The organism is Paraburkholderia tuberum STM678, from assembly GCF_902833905.1.
GTDB lineage: Bacteria > Pseudomonadota > Gammaproteobacteria > Burkholderiales > Burkholderiaceae > Paraburkholderia > Paraburkholderia tuberum.
This window is the reverse complement of the sequence record NZ_CADFGP010000028.1, coordinates 24,172-42,406: the sequence shown is the minus strand read 5'-3', so window position 1 is coordinate 42,406 and position 18,235 is coordinate 24,172. Positions and strand designations below refer to the sequence as shown.

At 66.7% G+C, this 18,235-nt stretch carries 15 protein-coding genes; all 15 read right to left on the bottom strand.

Going from position 1 to position 18,235, the window contains the following annotated elements:
* Positions 1-37 precede the first annotated feature (37 nt).
* Positions 38-2,452 carry a tetratricopeptide repeat protein gene (locus tag HWY30_RS23445; RefSeq protein WP_143037113.1) on the bottom strand — a complete coding sequence of 805 codons (2,415 nt, stop codon included), beginning with the start codon at positions 2,450-2,452 and terminating at the stop codon, positions 38-40.
* Positions 2,449-3,801, bottom strand: coding sequence for a P-loop NTPase family protein (locus HWY30_RS23440; protein WP_090801368.1), 1,353 nt, complete (start codon positions 3,799-3,801; stop codon positions 2,449-2,451). Before HWY30_RS23440 ends, HWY30_RS23445 begins: the two co-directional genes overlap by 4 nt.
* A 246-nt stretch (positions 3,802-4,047) precedes the next feature.
* On the bottom strand, positions 4,048-5,292 hold the full coding sequence (locus HWY30_RS23435; protein ID WP_090801370.1) for an NAD(P)/FAD-dependent oxidoreductase: 1,245 nt from the start codon (positions 5,290-5,292) through the stop codon (positions 4,048-4,050).
* Positions 5,289-6,569, bottom strand: coding sequence for a beta-ketoacyl-[acyl-carrier-protein] synthase family protein (locus HWY30_RS23430; RefSeq protein WP_090801372.1), 1,281 nt, complete (start codon positions 6,567-6,569; stop codon positions 5,289-5,291). Before HWY30_RS23430 ends, HWY30_RS23435 begins: the two co-directional genes overlap by 4 nt.
* Complete coding sequence (locus tag HWY30_RS23425; protein WP_090801374.1) at positions 6,566-7,792, bottom strand: beta-ketoacyl-ACP synthase; 1,227 nt, start codon at positions 7,790-7,792, stop codon at positions 6,566-6,568. The genes HWY30_RS23430 and HWY30_RS23425 overlap by 4 nt, the downstream gene beginning before the upstream one ends.
* Positions 7,792-8,517, bottom strand: a complete 726-nt coding sequence (locus HWY30_RS23420) for a 3-ketoacyl-ACP reductase FabG2 (protein WP_090801376.1) — start codon at positions 8,515-8,517, stop codon at positions 7,792-7,794. The genes HWY30_RS23425 and HWY30_RS23420 overlap by 1 nt, the downstream gene beginning before the upstream one ends.
* Positions 8,514-9,002, bottom strand: coding sequence for a hotdog family protein (locus tag HWY30_RS23415; protein WP_090801378.1), 489 nt, complete (start codon positions 9,000-9,002; stop codon positions 8,514-8,516). The genes HWY30_RS23420 and HWY30_RS23415 overlap by 4 nt, the downstream gene beginning before the upstream one ends.
* A 5-nt stretch (positions 9,003-9,007) precedes the next feature.
* Entirely contained in the window at positions 9,008-10,192 is a 1,185-nt protein-coding gene (locus HWY30_RS23410) for a beta-ketoacyl-[acyl-carrier-protein] synthase family protein (protein WP_090801380.1), read from the bottom strand.
* Positions 10,189-12,648, bottom strand: a complete 2,460-nt coding sequence (locus HWY30_RS23405; RefSeq protein ID WP_090801381.1) for an MMPL family transporter — start codon at positions 12,646-12,648, stop codon at positions 10,189-10,191. Before HWY30_RS23405 ends, HWY30_RS23410 begins: the two co-directional genes overlap by 4 nt.
* Positions 12,648-13,358 (bottom strand): LolA family protein, encoded by a 711-nt coding sequence (locus HWY30_RS23400; protein ID WP_090801383.1) that lies wholly within the window; start codon positions 13,356-13,358, stop codon positions 12,648-12,650. Before HWY30_RS23400 ends, HWY30_RS23405 begins: the two co-directional genes overlap by 1 nt.
* The gene (locus HWY30_RS23395; RefSeq protein WP_090801385.1) at positions 13,346-13,786 is read right to left on the bottom strand and encodes an acyl-CoA thioesterase; all 441 of its coding nucleotides are present in this window, start codon (positions 13,784-13,786) and stop codon (positions 13,346-13,348) included. Before HWY30_RS23395 ends, HWY30_RS23400 begins: the two co-directional genes overlap by 13 nt.
* A 96-nt stretch (positions 13,787-13,882) precedes the next feature.
* On the bottom strand, positions 13,883-15,607 hold the full coding sequence (locus HWY30_RS23390; RefSeq protein ID WP_090801387.1) for a glycosyltransferase family 2 protein: 1,725 nt from the start codon (positions 15,605-15,607) through the stop codon (positions 13,883-13,885).
* Entirely contained in the window at positions 15,607-17,316 is a 1,710-nt protein-coding gene (locus tag HWY30_RS23385; RefSeq protein ID WP_090801389.1) for an ApeI family dehydratase, read from the bottom strand. Before HWY30_RS23385 ends, HWY30_RS23390 begins: the two co-directional genes overlap by 1 nt.
* Positions 17,316-17,984 carry a COG4648 family protein gene (locus HWY30_RS23380; RefSeq protein ID WP_090801391.1) on the bottom strand — a complete coding sequence of 223 codons (669 nt, stop codon included), beginning with the start codon at positions 17,982-17,984 and terminating at the stop codon, positions 17,316-17,318. Before HWY30_RS23380 ends, HWY30_RS23385 begins: the two co-directional genes overlap by 1 nt.
* Positions 17,984-18,235, bottom strand: coding sequence for an acyl carrier protein (locus HWY30_RS23375; protein ID WP_090801393.1), 252 nt, complete (start codon positions 18,233-18,235; stop codon positions 17,984-17,986). Before HWY30_RS23375 ends, HWY30_RS23380 begins: the two co-directional genes overlap by 1 nt.

Here is an 18,235-nt window from a genome sequence, read left to right as displayed (position 1 = left end):
TCAGAGGACCCCGCCGCGACGGATTCGCAGCGCCTCTTCAAGCTCGCTCGCCGCGGGCCTGCATCAAATCGGCGATTTTGCCTAGCGTCGCCGCCCGCGACTGCATATCGCCTAGCCGCTCGTACTCCGGCAGCACCTCCTCGCGACGGATACGGAGCGCCTCGTCCAATTCGCCGCGCGCCTGTAGCAAATCGGCAATTTTGCTCAACGCGACCGCCCGCAACCGCGTTTCACCTAGCCGCTCGTAGACCGGCAGCACTTCTTCCCGACGGATGCGCAGCGCCTCGTCCAGCTCGCCGCGGTCCCGAAGCAGATCGGCGATTTTGCCCAGCGTCACCGCCCTCGACCGTACATCGCCTAGCCGCTCGTACTCTGGCAGCACCTCCTCACGACGCATGCGCAGCGCCTCGTCCAGTTCGCCGCGCGACTGCAGCACATCGGCGATCTGCCCCAGCGTGATCACCCGCGATCGCACGTCGCCCAGTCGCTCATACACCGGCAACTCCTCCTCGCGACGGATGCGCAACGCCTCGTCCAGTTCGCCGCGTGCTTCCAGCACATCGGCGATCTGCCCCAGCGTGATCGCCCGCGATCGTACATCGCCTAGCCGCTCGTACGCCGGTAGCTCTTCCTCGCGACGGATGTGTAGCGCCTCGTCCAGCTCGCCGCGTGCCTGCAGCACATCGGCGATCTGCCCCAGCGTGATCGCCCGCGACCGCACGTCGCCTAACCGCTCATACACCGGCAACTCCTCCTCGCGACGGATGCGCAGCGCCTCGTCCAGTTCGCCGCGCGCCTGCAGCTCATCGGCGATTTTGCCCAGCGTAATCGCCCGCGATCGTACGTCACCTAGCCGCTCATACTCTGGCAGCACCTCCTCACGACGAATGCGCAGCGCCTCGTCCGGTTCGCCGCGGTCCCGCAGCAGATCGGCGATTTTGCCCAGCGTCACCGCCCGCGACCGTGCATCGCATAGCCGCTCATACTCCGGCAGGACCTCCTCGCGACGGATTCGCAGCGCCTCGTCCAGCTCGCCGCGCGCCTGCAGCACATCGGCGATCTGCCCCAGCGTAATCGCCCGCGACCGCACATCGCCTAGCCGTTCGTACACCGGCAACTCCTCCTCGCGACGGATGCGCAGCGCCTCGTCCAGTTCGCCGCGCGCCTGCAGCACATCGGCGATTCTGCCCAGCGTGACCGCTCGGGACCGCACGTCGCCTAGCCGCTCGTACTCTGGCAGCACCTCCTCGCGACGGATACGCAGCGCCTCGTCCAGTTCGCCGCGGTCCCGGAGCAGATCGGCAATTTTGCCCAGCGCGACCGCCCGCAACCGCGCTTCACCTAGGCGCTCATATTCAGGTAGCACCTGCTCGCGACGGATGCGCAGCGCCTCGTCCAGCTCGCCACGCGCCTGTAGCAGGTCGGCGATTTTGCCCAGCGTCACTGCCCGCGACCGTACGTCGCCTAGACGCTCATACTCCGGCAGGACCTCCTCGCGACGGATGCGCAGCGCCTCGTCCAGCTCGCCGCGGTCCCGCAGCAGATCAGCGATTTTGCCCAGCGTCACCGCCCGCGACCGTACATCGCCTAGCCGCTCATACTCCGGCAGGACCTCCTCGCGACGGATGCGTAGCGCCTCGTCCAGCTCGCCGCGCGCCTGCAGTACATCTGCGATCTGCCCCAGCGTGATCGCCCGCGACCGCACATCGCCTCGCCGCTCATATACCGGCAACTCCTCGTCGCGACGGATGTGCAGCGCCTCGTCCAAATCACCAATGCTCTTGTACAGATCCGCCAATTCGTCCAATAGCGGAAGCAATGAATCTTCGGGCGGAGGAGGGTCGGTAGCTAAATAGGTCTGTAAGACAGCAATGCGTCTGCAGCGTTCAGCCATAGACCGACTATCGGCAGATGTATCCGCTTGAAGCTGCGGAGCCTCCGGCCGTTGCGCATCAGAGATAGGAAACGCATACACTCCACTGCGCCACGCCCATAGATCTGGCGCGGCGCGGGCCATGGTTCGAACCGCCTCCCTCGTTAGCCATAGCAGCAGGCGCGCGGGTATATCCGTTGCAATGGCTTCGCGACGCAAATTGAAAGCTTGCCAGCGCTTCGCGTCAAACCAGCTTTCTCCACCCAGCAAATGGACGGCATCACTATTGGTGAACAATTGACGGACGGAAGCTTCGACCGCATTAAAATCGTCAAACCGGCCATCGGCAAGATTTACTATTCCGGAACGCAAATTCTCGACAGCGATCACTTCGTTAATGCGCTGGATTAGCGCATCACGGTAGGGAACATCGTTGAATTCCGCGATAAGCAACTGGAAGCGGCTACCGTAGCGGATAGTTTTGACCAGCCGTGCGAAATCCTGGACATGCTCTGGCCTCAGTTCGGCAGCGGCAACATGCCTTTTATAGTTGAAATGAAAGGTATCGTGTTCGTTCACGTCAGGCTTGTACCGCTTTGTGCAGTCACGACCCGAGTTGCCCGGAGGTAACCTTCCAACGTCCGCACCACCGGATGACTTCGGCGCCAGGATCCATCATTGAATTGAAGCAGCGCGAGATCATAAAGCAACTTGCTCGTGCGCTCGTCAGTGCCCTCATGTTGCGGATCGGCGTCGATCTGGACGAGTAACGCGTAATCCTCCGATTGCAAAAAGTAACGGTACTCGGCAGCGAGTTGATCGATGGCGGCCCGCACTGTGGCTTCGTCAATAATCGGATCTTCCGCAAGCTCACAACAGAGCTTGAGTAACCTCAGCAGTTCGCGAGGATGCCCACCGGAGTGTTCAACCAAGAGCTTAATCTCCGCTTCGCCGGCAAACAGTTTGCGGTCAGCTCGACGCAGCAGGATTTCGCGCATGGCCCTAAACCCTGCGTCGCAAGCCGAACCATCGCGCTCTTGCAGTTTGATCATCGGCAGCACAAGGTCTGCATCAAGCTTGCCCGCAAGATTGCCGCCAGACTTGAGACTTAGAGGTGCCGTGTAGATGACAAATGCGCTTATCGCCAGCAACTGCTCAGCGTCTTCGATGAAGTATTTCTGAGTGTCCTCGCCGCGCATCTTATCTGTGCCGTCTATGACAAAAAGGATCCTTTCAGCCTTCCCTGCGGCGCGCAGCGCTTCTTCTGCCTTCCTCACAAAGCGGTTAAACGCGTCTTTCAACTGCGTGAAATTGTTACGGACAACCCGCCGCAACTTGTCTTTATAGCTGGCATTTGCCTTGATTGAAGCAGTGAATTTAGCGAACAACTCGATCAGAAACGGGACGCCACCTTTTGCGGTAGCCCCGGCCTCCATATGGGCTGAAAACTCTTTACCTTCTTCACTTTCGAGGACGCGCTCGGAGAACCACTTTTCTATCTCAATGAAGGCATCGGTCCCAAGATAGATCTGATCAGAATCGAGACGTAGGAGTAGCGCTTGGGCCAGTGCCATTAGTGTGTCGGCATACTGCAGATTGTTGGGGTCGAGCACCTGGACCACATCAACTTCGACGATAAAAAAACGATTCGAGCCACTCAACTCTCGCGCATAGTGCCGTAACTCTGTGGTTTTTCCGCTGCCTGTATGCCCGAAAAACAGGACATGCTTGGCATCCGGCGGGAACAACGTATCAGTTCTCAAGTCGAGACCAAACTTCTTGGCAAGCCGGCTCAACGTTTTCTGACTACCGCGTGCTTCGCGCGTATCCACGTAGCGAGGGTCCCCAACTTCCAACGCCTGCTCATACTCGATACTTTGCAGCACCTGCAGAAGGTGGGACGGGGGTTGATATGGCGTCGCGCTCATGCCTTAAGTTCCTGACAGTCGTTGGGGGCTTACAGTACGATAATCGTAACACGCGATCTCGGCCGGTTCCGGCGCTTGGATCGCCTTGTTTCGCCTTGGTTGGTACGGTCAAACCGGACACGGCATCGGCACGTCGTGCCTCGGCCGCCGGATACGCCAGCCGCCTTTCGAGAGCGTATATCAGCGATAGCCCAAAATCTGTACTACCCTCGATCCGCTGGGATACACACAAAGCGCCGGCCCGCCTCAGCCCGCCTTGCACACCTCGTGCAACGCGTTGAGGCGCCGCACCGGATCCGCGACATACGGATTCGACTCGTCCCACGCGTAACCGGCGAGCACCGCGCAGATCATGCGGCGGATCGGCGTCACCTGTTCCGGGTAGTAGATGATGTCCTGCAGCTCGCCCGTGTACCAGCGCTCGACGAATGCGCGGAACGTATCGATGCCCTTGCGCAACGGCACGTCGTAATCGGCTGACCAGTCGACCGTCGCGCCGTCGAGCTGCCGGTTCAGCGCGCGCGCCGCCAGATGCGCGGAGCGCAGCGCGATCGTCACGCCCGAGGAAAACACCGGATCGAGAAACTCGCCCGCATTGCCGAGCAGCGCATAGCCCGGCCCATGCAGACTCGCGACACTCGCCGCGTAGCCGCCGATCTGCCGCACCGGCATCAGGAACGGCGCCTGCCCGATCAGCCGGTTCAGCGTCGGCTCCTGCCGGATCAGCGCGCGCAGCGTCGCCTCGCGCTGCGTTTCGGGCACCTCGAGAAAACTCGCCTCGGCGACACATCCCACCGAACAACGGCCGCCCGCGAGCGGAATCATCCAGAACCACACGTCGCGACGCTCGGGATGCGTCGCGATGCAGATCTTGTTGCGATCGATGTCGTCAAGCGCGAGCCCGTCGCGCACGTGCGTGAACAATGCGGCGCGCGTCGGCATGCGCGTCGGCGCCTCCAGCTTCAGCAGGCGCGGCAGCACGCGCCCGAAGCCGCTCGCATCGAGCACGAAACGCGCTTCGACCCGATACGCGCCGGCACTTTCATCGACGACGTCGAGCACCGGTGCCGCGCCCGTGCGCACCGCGCTCACCGTGTGGCCGAACCGCACGTCGGCACCCTGCGCGGCCGCGCAGCGAATCAGCACGTCGTCGAACAGCGCGCGCTCGACCTGGTACGTGGTGCCCCAGCCCGGCGAATGCTTGTCGCGAAAGTCGAACGACGAGCTCTGGTCGCGATATACGAAGTGCGCGCCGTTCTTGTACTGGAAGCCCGCCTCGACGACGGCCTGCAGCATGCCGGCCTCTTCGAGGTACGCCATGCTTTGCGGCAACAGGCTCTCGCCGATCGAGAAGCGCGGAAAGTGCTGACGCTCCAGCACCAGCACCGAGCGGCCCGCCTTACGCAGCAGCGCGGCGGCCACCGCGCCGGCGGGACCCGCGCCGATGATCGCGACGTCGACCACGGTCCGCTTTGAAGAATCGCTGTTCAAATCACTCCTCCAACGGTTTGCGTGCGTTGCCGCGCCGTATGCGAGCCTCGCCACGCTTCGAACATCAGGCTCGCGCAACTCCCGCCGAACCCGAAAGAAACCGACATCGCCGTGTCGATGCGCGCGTCGCGCGTCACGCGCGCGAGCGGCATGTTCCGCACTTGCGGCTCCGGCGTATCGACCAGCGCGGTCGCCGCGATAAAGCCGTCGCGCATCATCAATAGCGTATAGATCGCTTCGTGCGCGCCGCACGCGCCGAGCGAATGCCCGGTCATGCCCTTGGTCGACGAAAACGCGGGCAACCCTTGCGCCGATGCACCGAACACCTCGCGCAACGCGTGCAGCTCTTCGAGATCGCCGAGCGGTGTGGACGGCGCATGCGTGTTCACGTAGTCGGGACGCCGGCCCGCCTGCTCGAGCGCGCCGCGCATCGCGCGCGCGATGCCGGCCGCACGCGGCGCGACCATGCCCGCGCGATCGGTGCAATCGCCGAAGCCGCTCAGCTCCGCGTAGATGCGCGCGCCGCGCGCGAGCGCATGGTCGAGCGCTTCGAGCACGAGCACGCCGCCGCCCGACGCGATCACGAAGCCATCGCGCTGCGTGTCGTACGGTCGCGACGCGCTCCGGGGCGTGTCGTTGAAGCGGCGCGACAGCGCGCCCATCGCGTCGAACATCAGCGTCGTGTTGTCGTGCAGCGCTTCGCTGCCGCCCGCGAGCACGATCTGCTGGCGGCCGGTCTGGATCAGCTGCATCGCCTGCCCGATCGCGAGTGCCGACGTCGTGCATGCCGATGACGGCGAATAGCCGACGCCTTCGATCCCGAACATCTGCGCGACGTTCGCCGACGCGGTGCTGCTCATCGTATGCGGCACCGTGAACGGCGGCACCTTGTCGACGCCGCGCGTGTGCGCGATCGCGAGCGCCGCGTCGTAGCTCGCCATCGTGCCGACGCCCGAGCCGATCACGACACCCGCGCGCGGCGACTGCAATGAAGCGAGGTCGAGCCTTGCATCGTCGATCGCGCGTCGCGCCGCGTGGCACGCGAAGCGCGCGGTGTCGCCCATGAAGCGTTCGAGCTTGCGCTCGAACGGCGCCTCGTGCGCGACCGACGCCACGCCCGCGACTTGCGATGCAAATCCGCGCTCGCGCCACGCATCGATACGCTCGATTCGCGAGTGCCCCGCGCGCAACGCCGCGCAGACCTGGTCGAGCGTATTGCCGAGACACGACACGATGCCCATGCCGGTCACGGCCACGCGTTGCAGGCCTGTGCTCATCGAACGCGCCGGAAAATCAGCGACGTGTTGATGCCGCCGAACGCGAAGTTGTTGCTCATCACGTACTCGGCGTCGATCTCGCGCGCGCCGCCGACGATGTAATCCAGCGGCGCGCAAGCCGGATCGAGGTGGTCGAGATTCAGGGTGGGCACGTACCAGTTGCGCTTCATCATCTCGATCGTCCACCACGCCTCGATCGCGCCGCACGCGCCTAGCGTATGGCCCACATAGCTTTTCAGCGAGCTGACCGGCATGCGCGCGCCGAAGGTCTGCGCGGTCGCGTGGCTTTCGGCGATGTCGCCGCGATCGGTCGACGTACCGTGCGCGTTCACGTAGGCAATCGCTTCGGGTGGCAATTGCGCGTCGCGCAGCGCGAGTTGCATCGCGAGCGCCATCGTGTCGGCGGTGGGTTGCGTCATGTGCGCGCCGTCCGAGTTGCAGCCGAAGCCGACCACTTCCGCGTGAATCCGCGCGCCGCGCGCCAGCGCATGCTCGTATTCTTCGAGGACGAGCGTCGCCGCGCCCTCGCCGACCACGAGGCCGTCGCGCGCGGCATCGAACGGACGCGGCGTCAGATGCGGCTCGTCGTTGCGCGTGCTGGTCGCGTAAAGCGTGTCGAACACGGCGACCGCGGGACCCGACAGCTCTTCCGCGCCGCCCGCGAGCATCAGCGTCTGTTTGCCGGACTGGATCGCCTCGTACGCATAGCCGATCGCCTGGCTGCCCGACGCGCACGCACACGAGGTCGGGATGATGCGGCCTTTGAGGTCCCAGAACAGGCTCACGTTGACGGCCGTCGTGTGCGGCATCATCTGCACGTAGCTGTTCGACGTGACGTTGCTCATCAAACCGGTTTCGAGCATCGTGCCGAACGCGCGGATCGGCTGCACCGAGCCCGACGACGAACCGTACGCGACGCCCATGCGGCCATCCGCGATGCTCGTGTCGTCGGCGAGGCCCGCGTCGGCGAGCGCGAGTTCGCTCGCGCGCACCGAGTACAGCGACACCGGGCCCATCGAACGCACTCTCTTGCGCGGGTAATGCGCGGGGATCGTGAACCCGGGCAGCGGACACGCGAGTCGCGTATGCAGCGACTCGAAGTAATCCCACTCGGCCATGCGCCGCACCGCGTTCTCGCCGCGCTTCAGGCGCGCTTGAACCGCGTCCCAGCTATCGCCGAACGCGGTCACGCCGCCCATGCCGGTGATGACGACGCGCTTCATCAGACCATCCCGCCGTTCACGCCGATCACCTGGCGCGTCACATACGACGCGCCATCCGACATCAGAAAGCTCACCACCGACGCGACCTCCGCCGGCTGGCCGACGCGGTTCATCGGCACGGTCTTCAGCGCATGATCGAGCGTCACCTGTTCGAGCATGCCGGTTTCGATCAACCCCGGCGCGACGCAATTGACGGTGATGTTGCGCGACGCGAGTTCGACCGCGAGCGCCTTGGTCGCGCCGATCAGTCCCGCTTTCGCGGCGCTGTAATTGACCTGGCCGCGATTGCCCATCACGCCCGACACCGACGCGATCGTGACGATACGGCCGCCCTGGCGCGCGCGCACCATCGGCATCGTCAGCGGATGCACGACGTTGTAGAAGGCATCGAGGCCGGTTTCGATCACGACGTCCCAGTCTTCTCCGGTGAGGGCCGGAAACGCCGCGTCGCGCGTGACACCCGCACTGCACACGATGCCGTAGTAAGGACCGTGCGCGGCGACGTCGGCTTCGAGCGCCTCGCGGCACACGGCGCGCTCGCGCACGTCGAATTGCAGCACGCGCGCCGTGCCGCCCTGCGCGGCGATGCCCGTCGCGACCGCGTCGGCTTCGCTGCGTCCGGTGCGGCAATGCACGGTCACGGCGAAACCGTCGGCGGCCAACTTGTACGCAATCGCGCGGCCGATGCCGCGGCTTGCGCCGGTAACGAGAACTCGCCGGCTCATGAACTGATACTCCCTTCGATGAATGACTGAAAATCGGGCGGTTGAAACACCTTGATCACCGCTTCGGCACAGCGCGCGTCGCCGTCGTCGATCGTGCATTCGTAGGCACTGTGGCCTGCGTCGCTGCGCAGCAGCTCGCTCACGTGAACGCGCAAACGCGCGCCGCTTTGGAACACCGGCTGCAACGCCTGATAGCTGCGCGAGCCGAGCAGCACGCCGGGACGCGCATGGCCGCCGCCGCGCATCGCGACGAGCGCGATGTGCGCGGCGATCGCCTGCGCCATCAGCTCGATGCCGATCCACGCGGGCATCGCGCCGGCGGCGTCGGCATACCATGCGTGCGGGTCGACGCTGGCGAAGGCGCTCAGCGTGGTGTCGGCGAACGTGTCGATCGCATCGAGCAGCAGCATGCTGCCGCGATGCGGGATGATCGCTTCGATCGGCTGACGCACGAGTTGCTCGACAGTGAGTGGCGGAGTCGTCATGCGCTTTACCGGGCGAGAATCAGGCTGACATTGCTGCCGCCGAACGCGAACGAATTGCTCATCGCGTACTGCGTGCCCGTGCCGCGCGGCAGATGGCGCGCGCCCGCGACGAGATCGAGCGCGGGCAGCGCGGGATCGGCCTCGCCGTCCCATAGATGCGGCGGCAGCGTCGCGTTCTCGCGCGCGAGCGTGAGCCACGCGAAGCCGAGTTCGGTCGCGCCGGCCGCGCCGAGCTGGTGGCCGGTCAACGGCTTGGTGCCGCTCGCGGCGACGCCGCCGGGGAACACGCGCGCCATCAGACGCGCTTCCATTTCGTCGTTCTTCTGCGTGGCGGTCGCGTGCAGATTCACATAGCCGACCGCCGAGGCCGCGATGCCCGCGTCCGCGAGCGCTTCGCGAAGCGCGAGTTCGCCCCCGACGCCCTGCGGGTCCGGCGCCGAAATATGATGCGCGTCGCTCGATTCGCCGAGGCCGGCGAGCCGCACCGCCGCTTCGTCGCGGCTCATCAGGAACACGGCCGCGCCCTCGCCGACGTTGATGCCGCAGCGATTGCGGCTCATCGGATTGGTGCGCGCGCTGCTGGTCGATTCGAGCGACGCAAAGCCCTGCACCGTCAATTCGCATAGCGAATCGACACCACCGACGACAACCGCATCGCATAGCTGCAATTGCAGCAGCCGACGCGCCGACGCGAACGCCTTCGCGCTCGACGTACACGCGGTCGAAATCGTAAACGCCGGCCCGCGCACGCCGAGCGCGGCGGCAGCGAACGGCGCGGCGGTGCCGATTTCCATTTGCCGATAGTTGAAGTTGGCCGGCAACGCGCCGGCTCGTGCGTGATAGACGAACGCGGTTTCGGCCGCCTCGATGCCCGACGTGCTGGTGCCGAGCACGACGCCGATGCGCTGCGGGCCGTAGCGCTCGCGCGCGGCTTCGAGCGCCGGCGCGATCTGCGCGAGCGCCGCGAGCAGCAGCCGGTTGTTGCGGCAGTCGTAGCGCGCGAGGTCGGCGCGCGGCGCGAGATCGAGCGGCGCGAGCACGCTGCCGACGAACGCGTCGCCGATGCCGGTATGCACATTGCCCATGCCGGGCGAGCGCGCGGCGGCGAGCGCCGGCACGATCTCGTCGACGTCGCCGCCGAGCGCGTTGATCATGCCTAGCGCGTGCAAATAAACTGTTGGCGCTTTCATGCCGCCCTCCGTGGTTCCGATGACTTGCCCGAGCGCGCTGCCGATGGCATGCCGAGAGGCGCGAGCAGCACCGCCACCGCGATGCCGAGCGCGAGCGTGGTGCCGAAGCTTTTGAGCGCGGGCATCGCGCTCATGCCGAGCATGCCGAACGACAACAACGTGGTCGCCGCCGACAGCAGCACGCCGGTCCACACCGCGCCGAGATCCGCCTCTGCGCGCGCGCAGCCTTCGCGCAGGAACACCGCATAGTTTGCGCCGACGCCAAGCACCAGCATCAGCGCGAGCCAGTTGAACAGATTGAGCGGCACGCCCGCGTAGCCGAATACCGCCAGCGCGACGCCGACCGCGAACAGCACGGGCAAGGTCGTGGCGATACCCCCGCGCGCCCCGTAGCGCAGCATCAGCAGCACGCACACGAGCACGAGCGCGCCGCCGAGCCACCAGCCGCTATCCACGCGATACGCGCCGAACAGCCTCGACACGCTCGCGGCCTTATCGACCAACACGACGCCGGGCAGGCCGCGCGCGAGCGCGATCAGCGCGGGCTCGTTGCGCGGCGTCACGCCTTGCGGGATCACGACGGCCGCGTAGCCAGGTTGACGGGCCCGATTCTTGTCGTTCGATCCCACCGCGCCGAGCCACAGATGCCGATACGGCTGCGACCACGGCGCCGCGAGCCAGCGCTCCACGGTCAGCGGCGCGGGCGGCTGAGCGAAGCCGGCGAGCCACGCATCGGCGACTTCGTCCTTGAAGCCCGCTTGCAGCAGCGTCGCACGCAACGCGGCGAAGTCGCCGAACACTTGCCGCGCGAGCAGCGCGCGATCTTCGCTCTGACGTTGCGCGGACGGCACGAACTGCGCGACCGACTGGTAGCCGCCGACGCTATCGGCGCTGCCGTTCAGCGCATCGAGCTTCGCACCGAGCGCTTCGGCGCGTTGCAGCACCGCTTCCTGGGTCGCGCCGCGCACGACGAAAAACTGCGCGCTGTTATCGACGCCGACCGCCTCGCGCACCGTGTCTTCCTGCGCGGCCAGCGACGCATCGCGCTGGATCAGCAGATGGATGTCGTCGTCGCTGCTCAGACGCAGCCAACCGGGCACCGACGCGATCAGCAGCAGCGCGGCGACCAGCCAGGCGCGCTTGCCGCCGAGCGCATGCTGCCAGCGCGCGAGCAGCCGCGCCGCGCCCGCGAACAGGCGCCGAGGGCTGTGCTTCGGCGCGCGCGTGAGCAGCGCGGGCAGCAGCCACAGCACCGACGCGAACGCGGTCGTAATGCCCACCATCGCGAAGCACGCGATCTGCTTCAACGCGGGGAACGGCACCCACATCAGGATCGCGTAGCCGAGCAGGCTCGTCGCCAGCGCAACGCCCAGCGCGGGCCGTACCCTCCGCGCGCCGAGCCGCGCATCCCAGTCGCGGCCCGCGCCGAGATAGACGACGAAATACTGGATCGAGTAATCGACAGCCTCGCCGATCAGGCTCGCGCCGAACACGAGCGTCAACAGATGCAGCTTGCCGAAGATCAGCAGCGTCGCCGCGAGCGCGCAGACAATGCCGAGCGCGGTCGATACGAAGCCGAGCAGCAACAGACGCGGCGAGCGGAACACCGACATCATCAGCAGCGCGATGCCGGCGAGCGACGCGATGCCGATCACGTGCACCTCGCGTTCGGAAGCGCTGCGCGCGGCCTCGGCGTAGAACACGGCGCCCGTGCGTGCAACCGATACGTCGGGGAACGTCTGACGCAACGCGCTTTCCGCATCGGCGAGCGCCGCGTGTACCGCGCGCTGCGTCTTCGTTTCGTAGGCGGAGCCCGACAGCGTCGCGATGACCAGCACGCTGGTCATGTCGCCATGCGCGTCGTGACGATGCGACACCAGCAGGTTGTCCTCGACTTCGAGATTCGACGTCGCGAGCGGCAGATTGCCGAGCCAGCGTTCGAGCCAGCCGAACGGATCGTCGGCGAGTTGCGTACTGAGGCCGCCTTGCAGCGGGCTGTAGATGCGCTGCGCGAGCATGTCGTGCAGCGTCGTCGCGCGCGCGGTCGCGAGCGCGGTGCGATCGGCCGGCGCGAGCAGGCCGAAGCGGTAAGGCAGATACAGCGCCGAGATCTGCGACAGGTCGAACGGCGGCAGTTCGGCCGTCACCGAGGCGAATGCGCCGCTCTTTTGCAGCGACGCGCCCAGTTGCTTCGCGGCCGCTTTCGCGTGCGCATCGTCGCGGCTCGTGACGAGCAGCACGGTGCGATCGCCGAGCGCGCTCGCGAGCGTGTCGACCGCTTTCTCGGCGACCGGGTCCGCTTCGGTCGCGGGCAGCAGCGCGAGCAGATTGGTTTCGAGCGGCGACGCTCCGGCGAAGCGCCAGCCGCAATACAGCGCCGCCAGCAGCGCGAGCACGAGCCATGCGGCGCGCACGCCCCACGCATGTTTCGCGGTTCGCTGCTGCGGCATGTCCATCACGGCGCTCCGAACAGGCTGCGCTCGTCCGGCGTCGGCTCGGCAACGGCCGTGCTGTTCGCGAACTCGAGCCTCGTCACGTCGCCGTTCGCGAGCGTGATGCGCAGGTTTTGCAGATAATCGCCGCCGCTCATGTCGAGGCCCTTGATCGATTGCGCGAGTTGCGGTTGATTCGGCGTGAGTCGCATGCGCCATTGCGCGGCGCTGCCTTCGGCGCTCACGTCGAACTGCGAGTACAGCGCCGACAGATCGCCGCCGAGCATCGCGCGCATCATCTTCGACACTTGCGCGACGCCGCGGCTGCCCTGCGCGCTATGCGTGCTCACGCGGTGGCCGCTGGCGTCGAGCTGCGCGACGCCAGCGTCGGTGATCACGTAGGTGGCCTTGTACGGCGTGTCGATCCGCCAGATCACGCCGCGCTCGCGGAAGAACAGCAAGGTGCCGTTGCTGACGAGCGGCTGCTTCATCGCGGCAAGCGTCTGCGTCTGCGTGAATTGCGCGCGCACGCCCCTGGGCTGCGCGAGATGCGCGGCGATCTGCGAGACGAGCGCGGCGTTGGCGTGGCTGGCGGCGTTGGCGGCTGGAGCCGTATTGCTGGCGGTGGCCGCATCGGCCGACGCCGCTGCCAATGCAAGCGCCCCTATTGCGACGATCGCCCCCGCCAGCCGCGACACGAGCGCTCCCAGCCCGCACCGGTTCACCGTCCCCATACGCGCTCCAGCTTTTCGAATACGACCGGCGGCGACACGAACTGCAATTCCTCGGTGGCGGCATCGACGGCGACCTGGACCGTATAGCCCTTCGTGAGCCGCGCGCCCGATGCGCAATCGACGATTTCATAGCCTATTTTCAGGCGGTTTTCGTATTCGAGCAGTTGCGCGCGCACTTCGATCTTCTGTCCGTACACGGCGGCCCGCACGTACTTCAGATGCGCCTCGACGATCGGCCACAGATAGCCGGACGCCCGCATCTCGCGATAGTCGTAGTCGAACGCGCGCAACAGCGCCGCGCGGCCCAACTCGAAGTACTTCAGATAATTGCCATGCCAGCACACGTTCATCGCGTCGACGTCGTGAAACGGCACTTCGACGGTCGCGCTCGCGGCGAGCACGCGCTGCGTTTTCGCGGGCTCGCTCATGCGTTGACTCCTTGGCGATCGGCAGCGGCAGCGGCACCGGCATCCACATGCGCCGCGGCACTCGTAACAGCGCGTACCTGCCGTACATCGTTCAGATCATGGTCGGCCATTTGCGCCTCGCTCGGGGCTGGCCCAGAAATCGAAGAAATTGAACCATTGGTAAGGGGCCTTGCGGCAATAGTGTTCGAGGCGCAGCGCGTAGCGTTGCGCCCACGCTGCCAGATGCTGCGCGCGTTCGCGGCGCGGCAGCTCGATGCGCTCGGCGAACGGCTCGAAATACATGCGGTAACCGTCGTGTTCCTTCAGGCAGAAGAACAGGTAGACCGGACAGCCGAGCGCATGCGCGAGCACGTAGGGTCCTTGCGCGAACGGCGCGCTCGCGCCGAGAAATTGCGCGTCGGTGGTGCGTCCCGCCTCGCGCGCCGGCACCCGATCGCCGACGATCACCAGCAGTTCGCCCGCATCGATGCGCTGCTGCATCAGCACCGCCGTCTCGGGACCGAAGTCGCCGACTTCGAGCAGATGCCGCGCGAAGTCGCGATTCGACGACGCCAGCACCTCATTGAAGCGGCGCGTGTGCCCGGTGTAGACGACCGCCGTGACCTTCGCGTGTTCGCCGCGGATGGCGAGCGCGCGCATCATCTCCAGATTGCCGAGGTGCGCGCCGATCACGAGCGCGCCCTTGCCGCTCGCGATCAGTGCTTCGAACGCCGCAGGATCGTCGAACGTGACGTCGGTGTCGTCGACGCGACCGGTCCATGCGGCGAGCTTGTCGAAGCCCGATTGCGCGAACGCGAGCATATGGCGATACGCGGACAGCCAGCCCGGGCGCGGCGTATCCGCCGACGGCGCGACCGCGCTCAGATGCGCGAAGTAGTTGTCCGACGCGGCGCGCGCCGCGCGGCCCGTCAGCAGAAAATACGCGACGACCGGATGCAGCCACAGCGCGGTGAAGCGGCGGCCGAACAGCTTGCAGCTCAGCGCGAGCAGGCTCATGCCGAGGCGGCTGCCGCGTTCGGCGATGCGCCACCAGGCTTCGGGCCGGGCTTCATCGGCGGCGTCGGCCAGCGCGCCGCGGCGCGGCATCAGCTTGTGCGCGAGCAGCATCGGCAGACGCCACAGCATCCCGAACACGAGCCGCGTATGGCTGCGGCTGATTCGCACGTTGTCCCACAGCACGTCGAAATGCGACACGCCATCGGCCGCGTAGGTCACGCGCGTCGGGATCGAGCGGAACGCGGCGCGGCGCCAGTAGAGACGCACGAGGATCTCGATGTCGAAGTCCATGCGCGTGGGTAGTCGCACGCTGTCGATCAGCTCGCACGCGAGCGCGAGCGGATACAGACGAAAGCCGCACATCGAATCGCGAATCGTCAGCGACAGCGTCTCGATCCACACCCACACGTGGGTCAGATAGCGGCCGTACAGACGTGCCTTCGGCACGCTGTCGTCGTAGACCGGACGGCCGAGAATCACCGCGCCGGGTTCGGCGCGCGCGGCATCGATGAAGCGCGGCACGTCGGTCGCATCGTGCTGGCCGTCGGCGTCGATCTGCAGCGCGTGCGTGTAGCCCGCGGCGCGCGCCGCGCGCAGGCCCGCCATTACTGCCGCGCCCTTGCCGCCGTTTGCAGGCAGACGCAGCAGCGTCATCTGCTGCGCGTATTGCAGCGCGAGCGCGGCGAGTACCCGCTGGGTCGGCGCGTCGCTGCCGTCGTCGACGACGAAGATCGGCAGGCCGTGCACCGCGAGATGCGCGACGCTCGCTCCGATCGCGTCCTTGTGGTTGTAGATCGGAATGACGATGCAGGGCGCGAACGTCATCACGCGTCCTCCCGATGCACGAGCAAGCCCGACGCGCATTCGCGTCCGTCGAGCCGGTACGCGAACTGCACACGCCGGCGCGCGGCATCATAGGCGAGCGTGAGCTCGAGCACCGCACCGGGCGACACCGGCGCCATGAACTTCAGGCGGTCGACCGATGCCACCTCTCGCACGCGCGGCCAATGCCCGGCCGCGAGCCGCGCTGCCCAGTCGACCTGCACGACGCCCGGCAGAATCGGCAGACCCGGAAAGTGGCCGGCGAAATGCTGGAGTGACTGCGGCACGCGCAGCACGTAGTGCAGCGTGTCGCCGACGCGCATGTCGCCGACGCGCGTTTCGGCGAGCACTTCCATGCCCTCGGCGAGCGGCGCGAACGCGGCCGCAACCGCGCTCGCGGGCAGCTTGCCGCGCGCGTCGAATGGCAGGCTCACGCGAAAACGCCAATGACGCGGCAGCACGACCGCATCGAAGTAATCGGCCAGATGCCGGCGCAGCGTTTTCGCCAGCGCGACGCGGCCTTCGTCGCACAACGCAGCGCCGCCCGCTTCGGTCAGCGCGACCACCGCGCCGACGCGTTCGCGCGACGCGCCTATGAGCGGCACCAGCGCCGCCTGCGCGACATACGGATGCAGCGCGAGACGCGCCTCGAGTTCGGGCAGCGAGACGCGCTTGCCGCCGAGCTTCAGCACGCGGTCGAGGCGCCCTTGCAAGCGAAAGCGCCCGTCGGCATCGAACGCGATGCGATCGCCGGTGCGATGCCAGCCGTCGTGGTCGAGATGCGGCGAGCGCACGCACAGCGCGCCGTCGTCGTCGCGGCGCACCTGGGCGCCGGCGACCGGCTGCCACGCGTCGCCCTGATCCTGACGCCGCCACGCGATCCCCCCGGTTTCCGTGCTGCCGTAGATTTCGAGCGGCGCCGCGCCGTAGCTCGCCGCATAGGCCAGCGCGGCGTCGGCCGCGAGCGGGCCACCCGACGAAAAGAACGCGCGCGGCGCGGGCGTAAGCGCGGCGAAGCCCGGCAACGCGGGCCAACGCGACAGCTGCGCGGGCGTCGACACCACCGCCGTCGCGCCGCATTGCGCGATGCGCGCCTGCAGTTGCAGCGGCTCGACGCCGATCGCGCGATCGAAGGCGCGGCCGGCCGCGAGCGGCCACAACACGCGAAACAGCAAACCGTAGATGTGGTGATGCGGCACGCTCGCGAGCATCGTCGCGTCGCCGAGCAATGCGCCCCATTGCCGTTCGAGCGTGTGGACTTCGGCGTTGAATTGCGCGAGCGTCTTGCGGATCGGCTTCGGCGTGCCGCTGCTGCCGGATGTGTAGAGCGTCATCGGCGCATGGGCGTCGATCGGGCGGGCGGTGTGAGCCGCGCGATGCGTCGCTGCGACGAACGGCGGCAGATCCGCATCCGTCAGCAGGAAGTCGTAAGCGTGCGCGAGATCGGCGAGATATCCCGGCGTTGCATTGGCCGGAATCACCGGCTCCTTGCCGCACGCGAACAGCGCGAACAATGCGCAGGCGAACTCGAACGGATCGTCGATGCAGAGCGCGCAGCGCCGCGCGTCGGGCGTTCGCACGAGCTCGATCAAGCCCTCGACGCGCGCGCGAAACGCCGCGCGATCGAGCAGCACGGCGCCATCGCGGCACACCGGTGCGGCGGACGTCGCAAGCGCGGCATCGGCCGACAACAGATCATGCAACGCGAGCATCAGGCGGCCTCCGAATCCGCTCGCGCGGCGCGCGGCAGCACGAACAGACGTCGCCATACGTATTCGCCCGCCAGCAGCGCGCCGATCAGTGCATAGGCGATCGCGCCGTTGTACAGCGACCAGGCCGCGCGGCTCCAATAGAGCGCGGTGTAGACGGAAAACGCGCCGTTCAGCACGAAGAAAACGCACCAGACCTGGGTCACGCGCCGCGTATAGCGCACCGCACCCGGCGGCAGATCGGGACTGCCGAGGCGCGCAAATTTTTCGATCATCGACGGCCCGCGCACGAGCGTCGCGCCGAACGCGATCAGCAAACCGAGATTGACGAGCGACGGATAGAAGCGCAGCAGCAGCTCGCTATCGGTGACGACGATCGTCGCCGATGCGCAGCTCAGCATCGCCACCACGCTCCAGTCGAGCGTGGAAAGCTGACGCAGCGACATCGCAACCGGACCGCCGCCGGCCCAGCGCTGCAGCCATAAAGTCACCAGCAGCATGCCGCCGACGAGACGCGGCGCGTCCCAGCGCCATGCGCACAAGATCAGCGCGGGGTAAGCGAGTTTCAGCAGCACCTGCACGACGGTCCTGCTCCAGTGAGGCCGCGCGCCGGATTCGCTTGCGGCGGGACGTGGCTGCGACCTCTGCGTGCGCGGGTGCGCGACCGGCATCAGCCTTGCGCCGCGAGCAGCGATTCGACCGCGCCGATCACGTCGCCGACCGTGCGCACGGATTTGAAGTTCTCCGGCTTGATGCGGCGGCCGGTCATCTCCTGCAGCTTGATCGCGAGATCGACCGCGTCGATGCTGTCGAGATCGAGGTCTTCGAACAGCTGAGCGTCGGGCGTCACGCGCTGCGGCTCGATCGCGAAGTTTTCCTGAAAGATCGCGCGGATGCGCTCAAGAATCTCAGTCTCGGTCAC